Origin of the sequence: Myxococcus xanthus (assembly GCF_006402735.1) — a bacterium.
Lineage (GTDB): Bacteria > Myxococcota > Myxococcia > Myxococcales > Myxococcaceae > Myxococcus > Myxococcus xanthus_A.
Genome location: NZ_CP017174.1, coordinates 5508510 through 5525981, shown reverse-complemented (window position 1 = coordinate 5525981; position 17472 = coordinate 5508510). Strand labels below are relative to the sequence as shown.

Below are 17472 nucleotides of genomic sequence, written 5' to 3'. Positions count from 1 at the left end.
CCCTTCCATGGCCCGCCCGACTGACCTCTGCCTTGCCGCTACCGTGGCCGCCGACCTGGGCGTGCCCTCCGACTCGCACGTCGAGCGCTGCGTCGCTGCCGCCAGCAGTGCAATCGCGAGGCTGTGCGGCCGGGCCTTCGAGCGGGCCACGGTTACTGAGTACCCGGACAGCTACGGCCGCCCCTACGTGCTGCTGAGCCGTCCGCCGCTCGTCGAAGTCCTCCAGGTGATGGAAGGGGGCGAGCTGCTCGACGCCACCGCCTACACCCTTGCCGGGGACCTCGCGGCGGGGGGCCTTCTCTACCGCCTCGCTGGCCTCTGGCCGGTGACGGCGCGTGTAGGCGGGCTCGTCACCCTGACCGTCGAGATGCGGCAGGGGCGCCCCGATGCGCTGGCGGTGACGTACACGGGCGGCTACGTGACGCCGGGGCAAGTGGCCCTCGATGCCCCCCAGGGGCCCGTTACCCTGCCCGCCGAAGTCGAAGAGGCCGCCATCCTCGAAGCCTGCGCGCTGTACCGGGGGAGGGGGCGTGACTCCGACGTGTCCAGCGAGAGTCTCGGGGATTGGTCCGTGAGCTACCGGGAGCGAAGCGCAGGCCAGCGGCTTGCGAGCCCCCGCACCGAGCTGCTTGTCGCGCCTCATGTCCTGTGGAGGGCCAGTTGATGAGCGGGCCCGCTTCTCTCTTCCGCCAGCGAGTGAGCTACGCCGAAGTCATCGGGCGGGACGCCTGGGGGACTCCTCTGCTGGGTCCCATCCAGGAAGCTCCCGCGCGCATCCAGCCGAGTCGAAAGCTGATTCGCGACGCCAACGGCGCCGAGTTCGTCGCTTCATTCGTCGTCTACACCGAAGCACCCGTCACCCTGCGCCACCGGCTTTGGTTCAAGGGCGACGACCTCACCGACTTCAACCACGCCCGTCGCCCTGCCGCCGTTGACGAGCACGTCGACGGGGCGGGTGTCCTGCGCTACCGGAAGGTCTGGCTCTAATGGCCCGCGACACTGCTGCCGACCTCGCGACGATTCTCGCCGCTGGGGGCCTCGGGCTGAGCGCCGGGGCCAACCTGTTTCTCGGCCCGACGCTCGAAGACGACGATGCCTCGGTGCCGGACGTTGCTTGCTTCGTCCTGCAAACCGGAGGCGACCCGCCGCAGAGCTACATCGGCGGGGGCCGCAAGACGTACCGAACCGTTACCTCGCAGGTCCGCGTTCGCTCCGCCCGTGAGCGCTTCCGGGAGGGACAGGCGCTCGCGCTCGCGGCTCTCGACGTGCTCCACCTCGCGAGCGCCGCGCCCTACGTGCTGATTGAGGTGGACGAAGGCAGCCCCAACTACATCGGCACCGACGGAAGCGACCGCCACTGGTGGACCTTCACCGTGGATGCCTCCTTCATCGACATGGGCGCGTGAGCCACGGCGAGAAAGCGCACGCATTTACCGGGAGCAATGCCACTCAAAGTTGCTCTTGATTTCAGGCTGCTCGACAAGCTGCGGAAGGTAGAGCGGCCCGTACTCGCCGACCTGGCGCCTTTGATTCGCGAACACGCGTCGACGGTGCTCCAGGCGAGCCGCGCCCTGGTGCCCGTGGGCGCTCGGGACACGGACGGCAAGCCGCCGCTCAGCACGTCCGGGTTCATCGACGGCCCGGAGCGGAACGACGCGAAGGCGAGCGTCACCGCGACGGCTGGGTATGCCCACGAAGCCGCAGGCGCCATCCACGAAGGGTTTCACTGGGGCGAGCAACGTTTCGCCACGCCGGTCCACTTCCTGCGCAAGCCCGCCCGTCGGGGGCGCGCGAAGTTCCGCAAGACGGTTGCCGCCCAGATTCTTGCCACGCTTTCGCGGCTCTTCCCGAGCCGGTAGGTATTCGCATGTCCACCCCTGTTGCTGCTCACCTCGACAGTGTTTCCGTGCGCTCGGACACGAATGCCACGCAGTCCGCTGACCGCGTCGACGGCCTGACGGATGCGTCGCTCAGCGAGACGGGCGACTTCGTCGAGACGAATTACCTCGGCGGCTCGGGCTACAAGTCCCGCGTCCAGACGCTGAAGGACACCAGCGCGGACCTGTCGGGACACTTCATGGAGGGCGACGCGCCGCAGTCCGTGCTGCGTGACGCGCGCGACGACGGGAGCACCGTCTACGTGACGTTCATCTTCGACCCCAGCGCATCGGCCGGCTCCAGGGGCAAGCGAATCCCGATGGTCGTCAACAGCTACGACGAGAAGCTGACTCCGGGTGGTGTCGTGGAGTTCACCTGCAAGCTCTTGGGCAACGGCGCCCCGGTGGCCGTCTGATGGCCGCCATCGCTGCGCATGTCGGCTCGCTGTCTGTCGCTGGAGAACCTGCCGAGTTCCTCGAAGCCGAAGCCGTGTCCATGCCCGCGCCCGACTTCACGGGGACCGAGTTTCGAATCGCGGACCCGGAGCTTCGCCGACTCAATCCGGGAGCACCTGTGTTCGTCGAGGTTTCCCCCAACGGGGATGCCGACGCCTGGACACCTGTCGACGCCTACGTCGACCCGCTCTTCGGCGACGTCCACCTCGCCAGCGCTCCCGGCCCGTCGGCCCTCGTGCGCGTCTCGGGCTACGCGTTGCCCGTCCATCCGCTCGCCCTGGTGCGCTCCATCTCCCTCACGGTGACGAACGACGTCGTCGAGCTGCAAGTCATGGGGGACGACTACAAGCGGCGTTCGGTGTCGCTCCGGGACTTCTCGGGGGAGTTGACGGGGCTTGCCCTCACTGAGCTCGAGGTTGAAGCGCTGGCTGAAGGGACTCCGCTGCTCATCGAAGTTGGCAAGGCATCCGGGGCTCAAGTCTTCCGCGCGTGGGTCAAGGTGCCTGAGCTGTCCCACAAGCTAACGCCCGGGGCCCTCTACGAGCACACCGTGAAGTTCCTCGGCTTCGCCTTCCAGTCGCAGGACGGCGCCGCTTTCGCCTGGGGCTACGGCTCGCCCTGAGCTGTCTCGTTTCACACCCAAAGGAGAGTCCATGTCGAACAAGCACAAGCTGCTTGCGAAGAATCGTCGCGTCCTGAAGTCGGTGGAGGTGGACGGCGTCAAGGTGAACATCATCAAGCCGACGATGGGCGACCGGCTGCGGCTGATTGAGCAGGCCCGCGAGGCCGGGGAGATGACGGAGAAGAACGAGCCGACGGGAGACCGGGCCGGAGCGCGGATGCTGGGGCGCATCGCCGTCTGCGTGCTTCACGACGCGGAGACGGGCCGCCCGATGTTCTCCGTCAACGACATCGACGAGCTGCTCGACGAGTCGTGGCTTGAAGACCTCGCGACGGACCTGACGGACGTCTTCAACGTGAGCGAAGAGAAGATGCGGGGAAAATAGACAGCGACCCCGAAGCGAGCCTGCTCTACGGGGTTGCCTCTCTCCTGAAACTGCCGCCCGACGCAGTCCGTGAAATGCCTTACGAGGATGTCGTCGGGCTCGTCGCCTATGCGCGAAGAGAGGCTGACGAACTCGAAAGGCGCTCTTCCAACCAACCGGCTCCAGGCGCGTCGCAGCCGGGCCAGCAATCCATTCGGCGTTTGCGCAAGAGGTGATTCGTCATGGCTGGCGGCGGTTTGAAAGTTGGCGACTTGTATGTCGTCGTCACGGCCGCCGTCGGCGAGTTCTCCAAGTCCATGCGGCGCGTTGTCGCGGACGTTGCGCAGACGGCCGACAAAGTCGAAAAGCTCGGGAAGAAGATTGGCGGAATCGGCGCGCTGTTCAGCGTGGGCCTGTACAGCGCACTTGCCGCGGTGGCTGAGTTCGATAGCGGCGTCACCGAGCGGCTCAACAGAATCAAGCTTGTCTTCACCAACGTCTTCGCTGAAATCGGCGAAGCGATTCTTCCGCACATTGAGAGACTCTCCGAAGTCCTCGAACACGCGCTCGGCTGGTTCCAACGGCTAGAGCCGTCGGTGAAGCAGTCCGTCGGAACCATGCTGGTGTGGGGGACTGCGGCAGCGCTCGCGGGTGGCGCGCTGGGGACTGCCGCTGGCGTCGTCAAGAGCACTGCCGAAATTGTGGGTACGGTTGTCGTCCCTGCGCTGGACGGCGCGGGAAAGGCCGTCGTGCGCTTCTCCGGCTTCGTCCGTGGGGAGACGCCCGTTGTTGAAGGCAACCTAAAGAAAGTGGCGAAGGGGGCTGAGCAGGTCGACGCGGGCTTTGCCGCGGCCTTCCGCAATGCCGCCGCGCGCATCTTCGTGGTGGCTGCGCCTCTGGCCGCCGTCGCGCTCGCCGTTGCAGGCGTCGTGATGCTCGCGGGCACGCTTTACAAGGCGTGGAACGACGCGAGCACCGGCATGCGCGATGCGTTCGTGTCTGCTTGGTGGGGCGTCACCGAAGTTGCTGGCCGCGCGGTGGCCTTCTTCCGGGAACTCTTCACGGGGCTTGGGGCCATTGTTGGGACGTGGGCACGCGGGCAGCTCGAAACGTTCGCCTTCGTGGTGCGCAACCTGGCACGCATGGCGGCGCCGCTGGCTCGCGCGCTCAAGCTCGACGGCGTCGCGGCCTCGCTTGAGGGGTTGAAGGACCTGAACGGCGACGCGCTTCTCGGAGGGCTGAAGGGCTTCGCCGACGGCGCACTCGGCAAGTTGAAGGACGGCTTCGCTTCCGTTTGGGCGGACGTCTCCTACGGCGCGGGCTACGCCTTCGATGGCGTGAAGCTGCTTGGCGGTGACGCTGCGGCGTTCCTCCGTGAGAAGTTCGGCGGCGTCTTCGACGACATGCTCGGCGGGCCGAAGGGCAAGGTGCGCACGCCGTCCGCCGGGCCGGAAATCGAAGCGGGCCGCGTCCAGATTAGGAACTTCAACGCGAAGGAGTTCCTCGCAAGCGTCGGCAACGTCGCGGCCGTCATCGAGCAGGTTGCCCGGAAGAAGGCGAAGGAACTCGCGGACGCGCTGGCCAGGGCCGTCGACGAAGCGAAGCGCTCCCTCACGAGCCGCTTCACGCAGGCCATGGGTGGGCTCTACGAGCTGTTCGAGCGCTTCGAGCAGGGGATGATGGTTGGAGGCGTGTGGGGCGGCGTCATCGCCGTTGTCGCCGAACTGCTCGCGCAAAGCTCGACGTTCGCCACGCTGATTCAGATGACGGCGGGCTTCATCCAGTTCGTTGCCGATGCCATCGGCCGCGTGCTGGCCCCGGTGCTGCCGCTCCTCGCGTCCGCCTTCAACATGGTGGCGCCGCTGCTCGACGCCATTGTGCCGGTGCTCGAAATGCTGCTCGCGCCGCTTCAGGCGATTGCCCCAGTGCTGGAGGTGCTCGGCACGCTGTTCCAGGGACTCGCCCCGCTCATCACCGTGTTGGGACAGATTCTCGTCGCGCTGACTCAGCCGCTGGCGCTGCTCGCGGGCCCCATCATGAAGGCATTCTTCTCCGTCGTGCGAGTCGTGGCGATGGGAATCCTCTACGTCGTGAAGGGCGTAGGCACGGTGTGGAACGCCATCATCGGTTTCATTGCCGGTGTCTTCCGTGCGCTCAGCAAGATTCCGCTCGTAGGGGGCGCCTTCGAGAAGATGGCGCGGGGACTCGACAGCATGAAAGTCCCGATGGACCAGGTCGACGGGGCGTTGAACACGCTGCGCGATACGACTTACGAGTCGGCCGCTGCGAATTCAGCAGCCGCTGTCGCTCAGTGGGAGAACGCCAACGCGACGAAGAAGGCAACCGAGGCGCTCACCAATGTTCCATCCGGCTTCAAGGTGGCGCTTGCGCGGTTCAACGCACAGGACCCGGTTTCGGGCCAGCCGCAGCGGCCTCATGGTGCATCGCCCGTCACGTCGAGCCCTGCTGTCCCGGTGAGCGGCGGCAACGTCAGCGTTGGGCAGATTGTGATTCAGGCCGCGCATGACCCCGCCGAGACAGCGCGACAGGTCTACATCGAAATGAAGCGCGAAGCGGGCCGACGTCGCGGCAACGGTGAGTGGCTGAATGGGAGGTATTGAGATGCCCTTCCTAAACTTGAATGGCATCACCGTGCCCGTTGTCGAGGGGCGGCGTAGGCAGGTGAGCATCGGTGTCGACTCGCGCTCGTTCAGCGGCGTCTACCGGCTCGGGCGCCGCGCGACGCGCCAGGAGTGGGAGTTCAAGACGGGGCCTCTGTCTTCTGTCGAGGCGTTGGCCTTCCGTGGGCTGATTGCCGGGGACGGTCATGCACTCGCGTTCGACGGCGACACCTTCACGAGCCGGGGCCTTGCCTCATCGATTGCGACGGGGGGCATCTTCCAAGGTGCCCGCTTTGGTGGCGGGTTCGAGCTGCCCATCGGTGTGTCTTGCGCCTGGGCGATGCAACTCGGGCCCCGCTGGACGACGCTGCACCACCTCTACGACGCGGCGGGGGGCGTCTGGCTCCAGGTCATCAACCGGAGCGATGGGGCGCGCTGGATGCAGGGGACGGCTTCGGCGAGCGCGGGCGGGCTGATCGTCTCCAGTGGCTCCCTGTCTTTGACGGGGGCGCTCAACCTGCGGCGCTTCGACGACGTCGTCAGCCTGCCGTTCATGGCTCCTGACTCATGGGTTCCGGAAGTGGCCTTGTGGCACTCGGCTCGCGCCTGGAGCGCGTTGCCGTACCTGACGGCAGGCGGGGCCTTCTGCGTCGGTGAGGCGAAGGTGCTTGGCGAAGTGCGGGACGGCGAGTTCGTCGAATTCATCCACCAAGGGGCCCGCGTCATTGGCGAGCGGCTTGAATTCACCTTGCGAGAGGTTTAGGAATCCATGCGCAGCATGTCGTCTCAGGGGTTGGCAGCGCTCACGAGCCCGGCCGGACACGCTTCCCATGTTCGGGTGAAGGTGCTCGACGACGCGGGGACGTGGCGGAATCTGAGCCAGCTTGAAGGCCGCGATTTTCTCGACGCCGTCGAGGTGGACGAGGACGTTGACCAGCCCGTTTCGGTCGCGACGGTGACGCTCAAGCGGCAGATTGAACTCTTCAGCGTGGCCCCGCTCCGGGCCGACTCGAAGCTGAATGCCGTAAGCGGGCAGCTCATCCGACCAGGGCGCGAGTTCACCGTCGAGGCTGCGGTTTCGCCCATCGCCATGTCGCCCAGCGAGAGCGAGTGGCACACGCTGTTTCATGGAGACATCGACGAAGTCGACTTCGCAGGTGAACAGCTCGTCTTCCGAGGGCGTGACTTGGGGGGACGGCTCCAGGATACCTTCATCGAGGTTGAGCGGGCCTACGGGGACGACGACGCCCAGGGCGTTGCCGTCGAGGGCGTGATGCAGGCCATCCTGACGGACAACGGGGCGGATGCGCTGCTGCATGTCCCGGCGTCTCCTGGGTGGATGCTCCATGAGTTCGCCCAGAAGAAGGCGAGCGTCCTGGACGCCGTTCGGGACCTGGCTCAACAGATTGGTTGGCAGGCGCGCTATCGCTGGCGCGAGTCGAGCGGGACATTCGCGTTGACGTTCTCCGAGCCCACTCGCACGAATCCTCCGCTCGCGTGGACCTTCGGCCCGGACGACTATCGCGCTGTTGCGAAGCTCGCCGTCAGCAGGACGGACGTCCGCAACAGGGTGGAGGTCGTCTTCTCGGACGCGGGCGACTTGGACGTCGCAGGGCATGCGAAGACGAAGAGCGTCGTCGTTGAGGATGCCGCGAGTCAGGCCGCCTACGGCGTTCGCTACATGCAGATTGCCGAGGATGCTTCGAGCAACATCGACCGCGACGTTGAAGCGCGGAGGATGGCGGATGCGGCCCTGTCCGACTTGTGCGAGCCGCTCGCCGACCAGGAAATCGACCTCGACTTCTTCCTGCCGGTGGAACTGGGCGACCTCTACCGGTTCCTCCCCAACGGCGTTCACTACTCGGACGCGCAGAACCTGGCAGTCACCGGGTTCCGCCACGTCTTCTCGACGGAGGGAGACGCACGCACCACGCTTACAACGCGCGGGAAGCCCTCCTTCGGCATCTCCATGTGGCTGGAGATGGACACGCGCCCCGGCCTGGGCGAGCCCGCGCACACGTCCCCGCCGCTGCTTCCGCTGAACATCAACGTAACGGCCGTCGTGAATGGCTTCTCACTGTCCCTCACCCCGGCTTCGAGTGGTCCAGTTGCTTCGGGGTACGAACTGCACGTTTCGACGTCGAGCGGCTTCACGCCGAGCAGCTCCACTCTGCGCGGGACGTTCGACACGACGGCATTCGGAGTAGCTGACCTGATGCCGGGGGCGACCTACTTCGTGCGCGTGGTGCCTCGGGACCGCTTCGGCAATCGAGGGAACGCGTCGCCTCAGCTCGCCGTCACGCCGAAGCAGCTTGAGGGCGCGTCGTTGAGCGATGCCGCGGTCGGCTTCCAGCACCTGCTGTATCCGCCCACCGACAACCTCATTCCGAACGGCTACAACGAAGCGGGCATTCGCGCCGTGGGGCAGTCGCCCGATGGTGACAGGCTCGTCGAGGACCCTGTGAATGCCCGGGTGGGCCGTTGGGTGCGCCGGGTGGAGTTGACGAACACAGGGGCGTGGCCGGGCCTGAGCTGGACGGGCGGCTATGGCTCGGAGGTTCCAGGCGGGCGGCTCAAGTGCTCCCCTGGGGACGAGTTCTTCGCCGAGGTCTACGTCAAGGCGTCGTCCGTCACCGTCGGGGGCATGGGAACCCTTCACCTGCTGTGGGAGGACGGAAGCGGCGTCTACGCGGGCCAGAATACAGGCGTCTTTCTGGGACAGGTTGGAACGACGTACCAGCGTGTCACCGTGAAGGGGACGTGCCCGGCCGGTTGCACGGGGGTTCAGCTCTTCTGGGAAACCCAGGTGGCGGCGGCGGACGTGGGCAAGCGGCTCTACTTCGATGCCGTCTCCATGCGGAAGATGGTCACCTTCGACTTGCTCGCGGCGAACACCCTCAAGACGTCCAACTACGCCGAAGACGGCAGCGGCATCCCCACGGCCGGGGCGAAGCTCGACAACGTAGGAACGACGCTCAAGGTGGCCTCGAACAACGTCCAGGTGGGGCGCTACTACCTGAGCGACGGCTTCTTCCGTTCGGTGCAGGCCCTCGCCGACACGGGAAGCCGCATCTACTACCGAGGCAACAACGAGGGCGTGCCGAACATCGACCGGCTGAACATCCAGGTGCTTGAGGGCTACGCCATTGCCGGGGCTGCTGGTGGCGCGGCGAACTTCACCTGGGCGCACTACCATGCCGTCATTCAGCCCCAGGCTGTGAGCGACAACCTCGATGCGCTGCGCTTCCTGGAGGTGGGGTTCTACTGGGCGTATAGCGACAGCAACGAGCCCCAGTGGCTCTATGGGACGTCGGTGCCACTTGCTGACCGCAAGTACCAGAACGGCGCGGTAGACGGCGACGCCAGCAATGCGACGAGCGCTGGCTTCACCTTCATGTACGGCGACAGGTTCAACCGGCTGCGGGACTCGCTTTCGAACAAGCTGCTCTACCTGAAGGTGCGGCTCCACAACGCGAGCGGCTACAGCGCCGAGCGGTGGTTCTTCCCGCCGAGCAACTACGGCGTCAACATGGTGCGTAGTGCGACGGGGCCCGCTTCAACGCCGACGGGCGGCGGTGGAGGTGGCGGCGGTACTCACGGAACCTGCGTCGCGCCGTGGGAGCCGGTGTTGCTCGCCGACGGCGCGGAGGTGTCTGCCGAAATGCTCCGGCCTGGGATGCGAGTGCTCACCATGCACGAGCACGAGAGAGATGGCGGCATCTTCGAGGTGACGCACGTCAGCAGGCATCAGGCGGCGCGCTGCACGCTCACCATGACGGATGGGCGTGTGCTCGTCGTGACGCCGGACCATCGTTGGCGGACCTTCGAGCGCGGCTGGATTCGCACTGATGCGCTTCACCCCGGAGAGACAATTGATGGTGCCGCTCCGGGGCGCGTGGCGTGTGTCGAGCCACGGGACTTCGGCGACGTGATGAGGATCACCGTTCGCTTCGCGATGACCTATATCGTGAACGGGCTGCTGGCGCACAACCTCAAGCCCCGCGATTAGCGTTGTTTGGTCTCAGTCTCTCTAGAACGAGCAAGTGTTTAATGCGATTGCCGTGGGTCTCCATGTTTCAATGAAGTGGTGTTTTGGGCTAGTGTGTAATGTCTTTCCCTGTTTTGATAATTAGCTGCTCGGCGAGGAAAAGGAGGATTTGTACTTCCTTCTGAAGAACCTCTTCCTGCCCCGAATAGGGCACGAAACGGGCAACCTCACCCTCTTTGTTGTGAACAAGGGCGTTGCGAATCGTGTAGATACGTGTTGCGATGTTGGGAATAATCGTATTGTCACTGGTGTCAATTCGCATGGAGCGGTTAAGTATGGTTCGCTCTTCGGTGAAGTGCGGGGAATTGTTTGTCTCGTGCTCCTCAATCCATTGACGCAGTTCGGTTTTGTCAAAATGCTCCGCAAGAACAAGTTTGAGTGCCGAAAGCTCATCTAGTCTTGTGTCGAACTGTCGAATGATTTTTATGAGATCTCTGATTTTCTTGGCTTTCGTGTGGGAGAAGTCTGGATTGATGATGTGCGCCTTCACCTTCTGGTGAAGCACGCTCTCCGAGGCGGATGTGTAGAAATACTCTAGGATCTTATAGAGAGCTAGGTAGCTCAAGAACATGCTGTCGGTGCCGAGTGCTAGACTGTGGTAGCCTATGAGCTCAGAATTGTATGTGCGAAGTGGGAATTGTACTTGCTCGGTACTCTTGCGGCCAATCCAGTAGTACGTTCGTGCCCACGACTTTGCAAAGGAGATGGAGATTCCATTGCCATATGCAAAGTGAAATGCCGCAGCCTCGGCGAGTTCGTGCAATCGGGAGGGCGCGCGGCCGAGGGCCGTGTCGGGAGATGTCGAGATCTTGATTGTGCGGAATCTGAAGTAGTCGGTGATGCTCTTTGCGCCAGGCCGAGAAATTGGTGGGCCGTGAAGCCGTCGCTGTAAGTCCCTGTTGAGGGCTTGGGTGTCCGTCAATGATAGGCAGAAGAGTAGTGATGGTTCGCCGATTTCGATCTTCGTCTTCCCGTCGGCGCTTTCGAGCGTGAGAGAGGAGTCAGGTCGTCGCAATGTTGGGTTCTCGAATTGGACAACGTGTTCGTAGTAGCCCGGCATTGAGAGCTGGGTTTCGGCGATTCTTGAGATTTCGCTTCTCTTTGAGAGGTATTGATCGATGGAGTCGCTTGAGATGGCGTATGTTTGAGTCCTTGGGCCGACTGTGAATGTGAAAGTCGAGCCCTCGGATATGACGACGGCCTTTGTGAGGCCGCGTAGAACTTCTCTTGCCTGTTCGATGGTTGCCATATGTTCGGTGGTTGCTTGATTGAAGGTGTGGAAGCCGGATGGTCCTCGGACTCAGTTTGCAGTAATGTGTGCTAAATTGGAATCGAGACTGCGCCTCCATGGCACGGGCGACGCGTCCATTGAACCCTGCCTTGTGGCAATAGGGCTGCGGTGGAGTATCCGCGAGGTGCACTTCAGGGGGCTGGCGTTCGCTCTGTGAGCCACATCTAGAAGTCGCACGCATTTACCGGGGGCACCCTTTCGACCCGGTGGCGCTGTGACCGCAGAAGAGACTCAGTCCGTTCAGCTCGTAGTCGGCTCCCTGCTTGGAACGGCCGGCGTCGGCGTCCTCACCTGGGCCGCGAAGTCCCTGGTCGGGGAGATTCGGGCCCTCGTCGAGAAGGTCGCGCGGCAGGACGAGCGCATCAACGCCTTGGCCGTGGAGCTGGGCGCCCTGCGGCGGTGGCGCGACGAGTTCAGCGTGGGCCTTCCCGCTCAGGTCCGGCAGACCGTCGGGCTTGAGCTGCTTCGCATGACCCAGTCGGGCGGGCGGGGCTCGTGATGACCCATGCGAACTTCGAGCGGGTCGACCTTGACCGCGTCTATCCGCCGTTCGTCGCGGTGTTCATGGAGGTCATCGCGCGCTGTGCGGCCCGTGGGGTGCGCTACGTCGCGACGCATGGCTTCCGGGACCTGACGGAACAGGCCGAGCTGCGTCGGTTGTACTTGGCGGGAAAGGGCGGCAAGGCGGCACCGCCAGGGTTGTCCGCCCACAACTACGGGCTCGCTTTCGACTCCGTCTGCGACGCGAGCCCGCGACCTGGCGTTCAGCCGGATTGGCGCGAGTCGGCTTACCGCGTGCTGGGCGAGGACGCCACGAAGGCGGGCCTCGTATGGGGCGGCCGGTTCGGCGACTTCCCCCATGTGCAGTGGCCGGGCTACGTGAGCGCGCTTCAGCTCACGCCGCTTCGCGCCCTGGTCCAACAGAGTTCCCTCGCCGACGTGTGGGCCCGCCTCAATGCCGAGCGCCTGTCGCCGAAGTGGCGTGCAGCAAACCCGAAGCTCGCGGCCGAACTGGAACGGCTGGGCTTCTAACCCGGAGGCAACATGGTTGACGCTGGTGTAGTCGGGCCGAACCCCGAGCAGTTCGAGGAGTTCGCGCGCCTTCTTTTCGATGCCGTGACGAGCCGGAACTACGCGCTGCTCGCCGCCCTGGTGGTGGTGGTGCTCGTCTACCTGCTGCGGCGATTCGGTGGCGGGTTCATCCCGTTCTTCAATACCGACAGGGGCGGCGCCGTCCTCGTGCTTGGCGTCTCCCTCGCTGGAGCAGTAGCGAACGCGCTCGCTGCGGGGGCGCCGTTCTCGTTGGCGCTGATGCTGACGGCGCTGCAAGTTGCCCTGACGGCCGCTGGTGGCTTCACCATCATCAAGCGGATTCTGTTCGGGAGCGCCGCCATTGCCCGCGCCGAGTTGGCGGGCGCGATTGCCGCTGGGCAGGTCGCGGAGAAAGCCGCAGCGATTGCCGTGCTTGAGCAGCTCGACTCCCGGGGCGGGAAGTGAAGCTCGGCGCGCTCGTGCTGGCCTTGCTGCTCGCGCTTCCCGCGTCGGGCTCGGACGTCGTCAGCGTCGAGCGCGCTCAGCTCTTCCCGGACGGAGATACGGCAGCCGTAGAGGTGGAGGGCGGCTGCTGGCTGTCGGAGAGCCGCTGCATTCGAACCGCGTCGGAGATTGAGCGGCTGCGCGCTGAGAACGAATCGTTACGCCAGCAGGCCGGGGACGTGTCCTTCACGGTCGCCATCGTGGCCCTGCTTGCTGGGCTGGGGGCCGGGTTCGCCGTTGCGAGGCTCGCGAACCGATAGTGGGCGGCTGTGGAATCGGCGCGGTTGGTCTGGGACCTCGCGACGCCGTGATCTGCGTACTCACCACAGCCGCCCGGCAGGGACTAAGGCACAGTCCACCCGTGGGTGCCAAGGGCCCTGTGGGAGTCGCAGAGGGATGCGGGAGGGTTGGTGGCGAGTCTGGGCTTGACTGGATCGGATGCTTTTCCCGACGATGGAGACTTCCGGGTTTGGTAGGGTCAACGCGGGAGAGTCTGCGTTGCTTCGACCCGTTGCCATCCTTACGGTCCTGTTGGGGCTCACTGCTTCGGCGCAGCCCCCTTCTGGTTCACGCGAGCGTAGGGCGCGGCGTGTAGCCCTATCGGGCGCTCCCTCCGACCCTGTGCCAGAGCTTCGAGTCGCGGCGGGGGTCCTGACCACGCTCGTCTTTGACGCTCCGCTTGATCGTGGCTCCGTGGAACTGGAGGGGCGCGAGCGCTTTCGGCTGGTGGATGCTGGGGACCGCTCGCTTGTGTTGGAGCCTGCCGTAGACGTGGAACCGGGAGAGCGCCTGGGGCTTCGCGTGCGATTTGCCGGTGGCTTGACACAGGAACGCGGGGTTCTGGCCCTGGTCTCCCATGCGTCCGAGGTGGATACGCGTGTCGAAGTCTTTCGTCAGAAAGATTCCGTCGAATTGCTGCACGCTGAGCTGGCGGAGATGCGCGCCCAGGTCAAGGCGCAGGCGGATGAGCTTCATGCTCTTCGGGCGGTTCGTAGCTCAGGTGGCCCTGCGGAGCTGATCCTAGCTGGGGTGTTGGACCATCGATGGGTGCGCACAAGCCGCATTAAGGTTTCAAAGGAAAAAGGTCACAAGAGGGCCCTCATTGGGGAGTCCGCGACGAGCTTTCGAGCCCCGACGTGGGCGGCCATAAGTGTCAAGGTTCGGAATGTTGGAAAGAAATCCTGGCGTCCAGAAACGGCCCGGATTGTGAACTCCAAAAGCGGGATTGGCCTGGGAGTGATAAGTGTCCGCTCAGGGATGCCTCAGTTCGAGCCTGGGGGAGCTGGCTTGCTTGTGGTCGAAACCGAAGTGCCCTCGTGGGAACCGGGAGAAACGTGCTCCTTGGAGTTGCTTGATGGCGATGGGCACTCACAGGTGCTCGTTCCCGAGATAGCGTTTTAATGGACGCGCTATGCTGACTGCTATTCATCATCCAGCACAGTTTCCACCCGGCCATCTGGTTCATGGCTGGCGCGTCGTGAAGTTGGTTGGCGCTGGCGCATATGGCGCCGTCTACAAAGTAGAGATGAACGGCAAGCATTACGCAATGAAGGTTGCGATGCACCGCGCCGCGAGTGGGGACGAAGAAAAGGCAGATGCGCGACTGCGTCGTGAGCTGGGATGCCTCGTTCACCTCCGCCATCCGAATATCATTGCACCTCGCGCCCATGGGCGCTGGCCCGACCTTGAAAATGGCTGGCTTTATGTTGTCCTAGACTTCGTAGATGGTTACACGTTGGCCGAATGGGTGGAGCGGGTACATCCCACCGCGCAGGAGGTCGTTCGCCTTTTTGTGAAGCTATCGGCCGCCGTGGACTACATGCACGGGTGCGGCGTCTTCCACCGCGACTTGAAGCTGAACAACATCATGGTGCGCGCCTCAGACAACGAGCCGTTCATTATCGACTTCAGTGCGGGGGACTACACCCACGCGGAAGACCTGACGGACGCCCCACTTCCTCCTGGGACGCGCCGCTACCGCTCTCCCGAAGCCTCCCGCTTCCTTCGCGAGAATGGCGACAACAGAGATGCTCGCTACGAGTTCAAAGTCACGGACGACGTCTATGCCCTGGGTGTGTGTCTCTTCGATGTGCTGACCGCGCCTCAGCCCGCGAGTGACTCCGTAAAGGCGCCCGTCGAGGGCAGATTGATGCCGCCCGACCCTCGGGCGTTGAATGCGCGGGTTCCTGGTGCGCTGAGCGACGCCGTGATGCGCTTCATCGCGCGTAAGCCCGAGAACCGGCCTCCCACGGCCGAGGCGGTGCGGCGAGAATTGGCGGCCCTCGTGAAAGAGACGGGCCCCGAGTGGGTGACTCCGCTCCACACTCTCGCCGCGAAGCCGTTGCTTACCCCTGCGACGGGAACGGACGAGGCAGTCAAGAGGAACCGCCCGCGCCGAGGCGCCATGCTGGGGGTGTTGGGGGCCACGCTCGCTGTGGCAACCCTGGTGGGCCTCTTCGCGTCGAAACGGGCTGGGCAGGAGCCAGTCATGAAGAGTGCTGTCGAGTCATCCACAGAGCGCGATGCCGGAACTAGAGCCCTGCTGAACGTAGTTTCCCCGCAGGAGGATGCCGGTACGCCCCTGAGATCCGGCATCGTTTCTCCTGCGCCTGAAACATCCTCCCCTGGGGTAGCGTTGCCCCCTCAAGCTCCCGTCAAGAAGGAAAGCCCCGCCGTGAAGCGTGCCCCTATCGTCGCCAATACGTCCGAGTCTCCGGCCATGAAGGCCCCTGTATCCAGTGGCGGCCGGGCGGAGTTCCTGAAGAAGTGCGCTGTTGCCACTGCCGCCGTTGCGTTGCAGATGGGGTGTCCCGGCAACTCCCAGGTGCGTCCCGGTCCAAGTGCGTGCCCCTCCGAGGCAAGGGAGGCCATGTTCAAGTTGCTTCGGTTGCAGGAGGGAGATTCGGTGGTGGTTACCATCGACAAGAATCAGCCCGGGGCGATGGGTGAAGAAGGCTTCTATTCTGATGGCCCGGTGCGCGGCATTGTTCGCGACGGGATTCGGGAACTCCCTACCGGGACAGTGCTTGAGGGGCGAGTGTGGACGGGCGGGCGTGCTTTATTGGCTCGTTACACTGAGGCGAAATTGCCGAATGGGCGCACCTACCCTGTTTGCATCTCCATTGGTGAGAAGGGAGCTGAGGAAGCGGACGAGGGCCCCCACCCGGGAACCGTCTCTTTCAATCGAAGCATGTACGGATACGCTGTAAAAAATTGGCCATAGTCCCGATTCGTAAAGAAGGCTTACGTTTTGTGGTTTTTAGCCATTCGGCGGCTTTGGGCAGTTCGCGACCTGTGACGTCGTTCACGTCGGACGTGGCTGAGGGTAGCTTTTGTTTGTCTTCGCGCGAGAGCTTTCGCGGAAGAGCAACAGGAGACCTCATTCATGTCTGGTGATTCCGACCCTCAGTTCGCTGAGGGCGTGGTCCTCTTTTCCCAAGGGGACACGACATACTTCCTCTTTCAGATTCTAGCTGGGGAGGGGCGCAATGGAGAGCGAACCCTCTACGCGCGTCCCCGCACTCCTGCCGGCTATCAGGGGAAAGTCCTTGTGAAGTACGTGGCGCTTCCCAGCGGAGCCCCCCTGCCGGAGAAGTACCAGCGCGCCCGCATCCGTCTGGAAGAGGAGGTCAGGCTCGCGCAGTTCCTCCAACATCCCAACATCGCCCGCGTTCACGGTCTCTTCGAGATAAAGCAGGGGCTTTGCGTTGCGAGCGAAAGTGTCGATGGATTCACGTTGGACTCGTTGCTTGCCATTGCCCAGGCGCGCGGGCGCTACTTCTCGGAGCCCTTCGCCCTATATGTGTTCGCGGAGGTCGCGGCGGCGCTGGCCTATGCGCACGAGCGCACGGACGACGCGGGCTTTCCTCTTGGCATCGTCAACCGCGACGTCAACCCGACTCGGATTCGTCTCACGCCCCGTGGTGGCGTGAAGCTGACGGACTTTGGTGTTGCGCTCTCTCGATTAGCGGGGCGAGTGGCGACGTCGCTTCCGCGTCCCAAGGGTGACGTCGTCTACTCCGCGCCTGAAGTCTTGTTGGGAGATTCGGTGGACGGGCGCGCGGACCTATTCTCGCTAGGTTTGACTCTGCTGGAGTTCGCCACGGGGCGGCATCTCTATGACCCGGGCAACATGAAGATGTCGGACTTGGACGCGCGACTGTCCGATGAGGAGCGACGCCGTATTCTGAGGGCAGCGAATGTAAGCATGGATGCGGGTCTGACTTCAGTGGCGGAAGATGCCATCTGCTGGGCGATGGCATACCGCACTGAGGACGTGGATGCGGCGTTGCAGGGCTTGCCGGAGCAGCTTCGCGCTATCTTCCACAAACTGTTCAAGCGGAATCCCTCTGAACGGTTCGCGTCAGCGGATGAGTTGGAGAAGGCGCTGCGAGTCAGAATGGCTGAACTGCTCCCCTATGGCCCGCACGATGCCGTGATGGAGGTCGAGAAAGCCCTCTGTGACGCGGGCGAAGCGATGGAGGAGTTGGACCTCAGGGACGACGAGGGCGGCTTCGTTCCAACCGGGTGGCGGACGCATTCGAACGACGAGGACACCCTGCCCGAGCCGCGCAACGAGGATGAGTTGACGACAAACCCGCGTCCCGAGCCTCGCCCCGCTGTGAAGCCGCCGCCGACTGTCTGACGTCGGCACTTC

The 17472-nt window shown here is 64.1% G+C and carries 18 protein-coding genes; 17 read left to right on the top strand and 1 reads right to left on the bottom strand.

Annotated features, from left to right (window positions below):
• Positions 1 to 7: 7 nt before the first annotated feature.
• From BHS09_RS22585 to BHS09_RS22540, 10 genes are all read left to right on the top strand, one after another.
• On the top strand, positions 8 to 664 hold the full coding sequence (locus BHS09_RS22585) for a hypothetical protein (RefSeq protein WP_140798944.1): 657 nt from the start codon (positions 8 to 10) through the stop codon (positions 662 to 664).
• Positions 664 to 987, top strand: a complete 324-nt coding sequence (locus BHS09_RS22580) for a hypothetical protein (protein ID WP_140798942.1) — start codon at positions 664 to 666, stop codon at positions 985 to 987. The genes BHS09_RS22585 and BHS09_RS22580 overlap by 1 nt, the downstream gene beginning before the upstream one ends.
• A complete protein-coding gene (locus BHS09_RS22575; protein ID WP_140798941.1) occupies positions 987 to 1406 on the top strand; it encodes a minor capsid protein in 420 nt (139 codons plus the stop codon). Before BHS09_RS22580 ends, BHS09_RS22575 begins: the two co-directional genes overlap by 1 nt.
• 36 nt (positions 1407 to 1442) lie before the next feature.
• Entirely contained in the window at positions 1443 to 1859 is a 417-nt protein-coding gene (locus BHS09_RS22570; RefSeq protein WP_140798939.1) for a hypothetical protein, read from the top strand.
• 8 nt (positions 1860 to 1867) lie between these two features.
• A complete protein-coding gene (locus tag BHS09_RS22565; protein WP_140798938.1) occupies positions 1868 to 2293 on the top strand; it encodes a phage tail tube protein in 426 nt (141 codons plus the stop codon).
• Positions 2293 to 2955, top strand: a complete 663-nt coding sequence (locus tag BHS09_RS22560; RefSeq protein ID WP_140798937.1) for a hypothetical protein — start codon at positions 2293 to 2295, stop codon at positions 2953 to 2955. Before BHS09_RS22565 ends, BHS09_RS22560 begins: the two co-directional genes overlap by 1 nt.
• Before the next feature lie 31 nt (positions 2956 to 2986).
• Complete coding sequence (locus BHS09_RS22555; protein ID WP_140793746.1) at positions 2987 to 3340, top strand: phage tail protein; 354 nt, start codon at positions 2987 to 2989, stop codon at positions 3338 to 3340.
• Between the two features lie 221 nt (positions 3341 to 3561).
• Positions 3562 to 5940, top strand: a complete 2379-nt coding sequence (locus tag BHS09_RS22550; RefSeq protein ID WP_174260576.1) for a phage tail family protein — start codon at positions 3562 to 3564, stop codon at positions 5938 to 5940.
• 1 nt (position 5941) lies between these two features.
• Entirely contained in the window at positions 5942 to 6703 is a 762-nt protein-coding gene (locus BHS09_RS22545; RefSeq protein WP_140798936.1) for a hypothetical protein, read from the top strand.
• Positions 6704 to 6718: 15 nt separating this feature from the next.
• On the top strand, positions 6719 to 9949 hold the full coding sequence (locus tag BHS09_RS22540) for a hypothetical protein (protein ID WP_237079768.1): 3231 nt from the start codon (positions 6719 to 6721) through the stop codon (positions 9947 to 9949).
• Positions 9950 to 10037: 88 nt separating this feature from the next.
• Here BHS09_RS22540 and BHS09_RS22535 read toward each other — a convergent pair whose 3' ends face one another.
• Positions 10038 to 11237 carry a hypothetical protein gene (locus BHS09_RS22535; protein WP_140798933.1) on the bottom strand — a complete coding sequence of 400 codons (1200 nt, stop codon included), beginning with the start codon at positions 11235 to 11237 and terminating at the stop codon, positions 10038 to 10040.
• Between the two features lie 256 nt (positions 11238 to 11493).
• On the opposite strand from BHS09_RS22535, the gene BHS09_RS22530 reads away from it, so the two are divergent.
• The 7 genes from BHS09_RS22530 to BHS09_RS22500 all read left to right on the top strand — a co-directional run bounded on the left by BHS09_RS22530 (position 11494) and on the right by BHS09_RS22500 (position 17460).
• Entirely contained in the window at positions 11494 to 11778 is a 285-nt protein-coding gene (locus BHS09_RS22530; protein ID WP_140798932.1) for a hypothetical protein, read from the top strand.
• Positions 11778 to 12311 carry a M15 family metallopeptidase gene (locus BHS09_RS22525; RefSeq protein ID WP_140800742.1) on the top strand — a complete coding sequence of 178 codons (534 nt, stop codon included), beginning with the start codon at positions 11778 to 11780 and terminating at the stop codon, positions 12309 to 12311. The genes BHS09_RS22530 and BHS09_RS22525 overlap by 1 nt, the downstream gene beginning before the upstream one ends.
• Positions 12312 to 12323: 12 nt before the next feature.
• The gene (locus BHS09_RS22520; RefSeq protein ID WP_140798931.1) at positions 12324 to 12776 is read left to right on the top strand and encodes a hypothetical protein; all 453 of its coding nucleotides are present in this window, start codon (positions 12324 to 12326) and stop codon (positions 12774 to 12776) included.
• Entirely contained in the window at positions 12773 to 13075 is a 303-nt protein-coding gene (locus tag BHS09_RS22515) for a hypothetical protein (RefSeq protein ID WP_140798930.1), read from the top strand. Before BHS09_RS22520 ends, BHS09_RS22515 begins: the two co-directional genes overlap by 4 nt.
• 178 nt (positions 13076 to 13253) lie before the next feature.
• Entirely contained in the window at positions 13254 to 14216 is a 963-nt protein-coding gene (locus tag BHS09_RS40325) for a DUF2381 family protein (RefSeq protein WP_140798928.1), read from the top strand.
• Positions 14217 to 14226: 10 nt separating this feature from the next.
• Positions 14227 to 16038, top strand: a complete 1812-nt coding sequence (locus BHS09_RS22505; protein ID WP_237079766.1) for a serine/threonine protein kinase — start codon at positions 14227 to 14229, stop codon at positions 16036 to 16038.
• A 162-nt stretch (positions 16039 to 16200) separates the two neighbouring features.
• On the top strand, positions 16201 to 17460 hold the full coding sequence (locus BHS09_RS22500; protein ID WP_140798927.1) for a serine/threonine protein kinase: 1260 nt from the start codon (positions 16201 to 16203) through the stop codon (positions 17458 to 17460).
• The last annotated feature ends 12 nt before the right edge of the window (positions 17461 to 17472 follow it).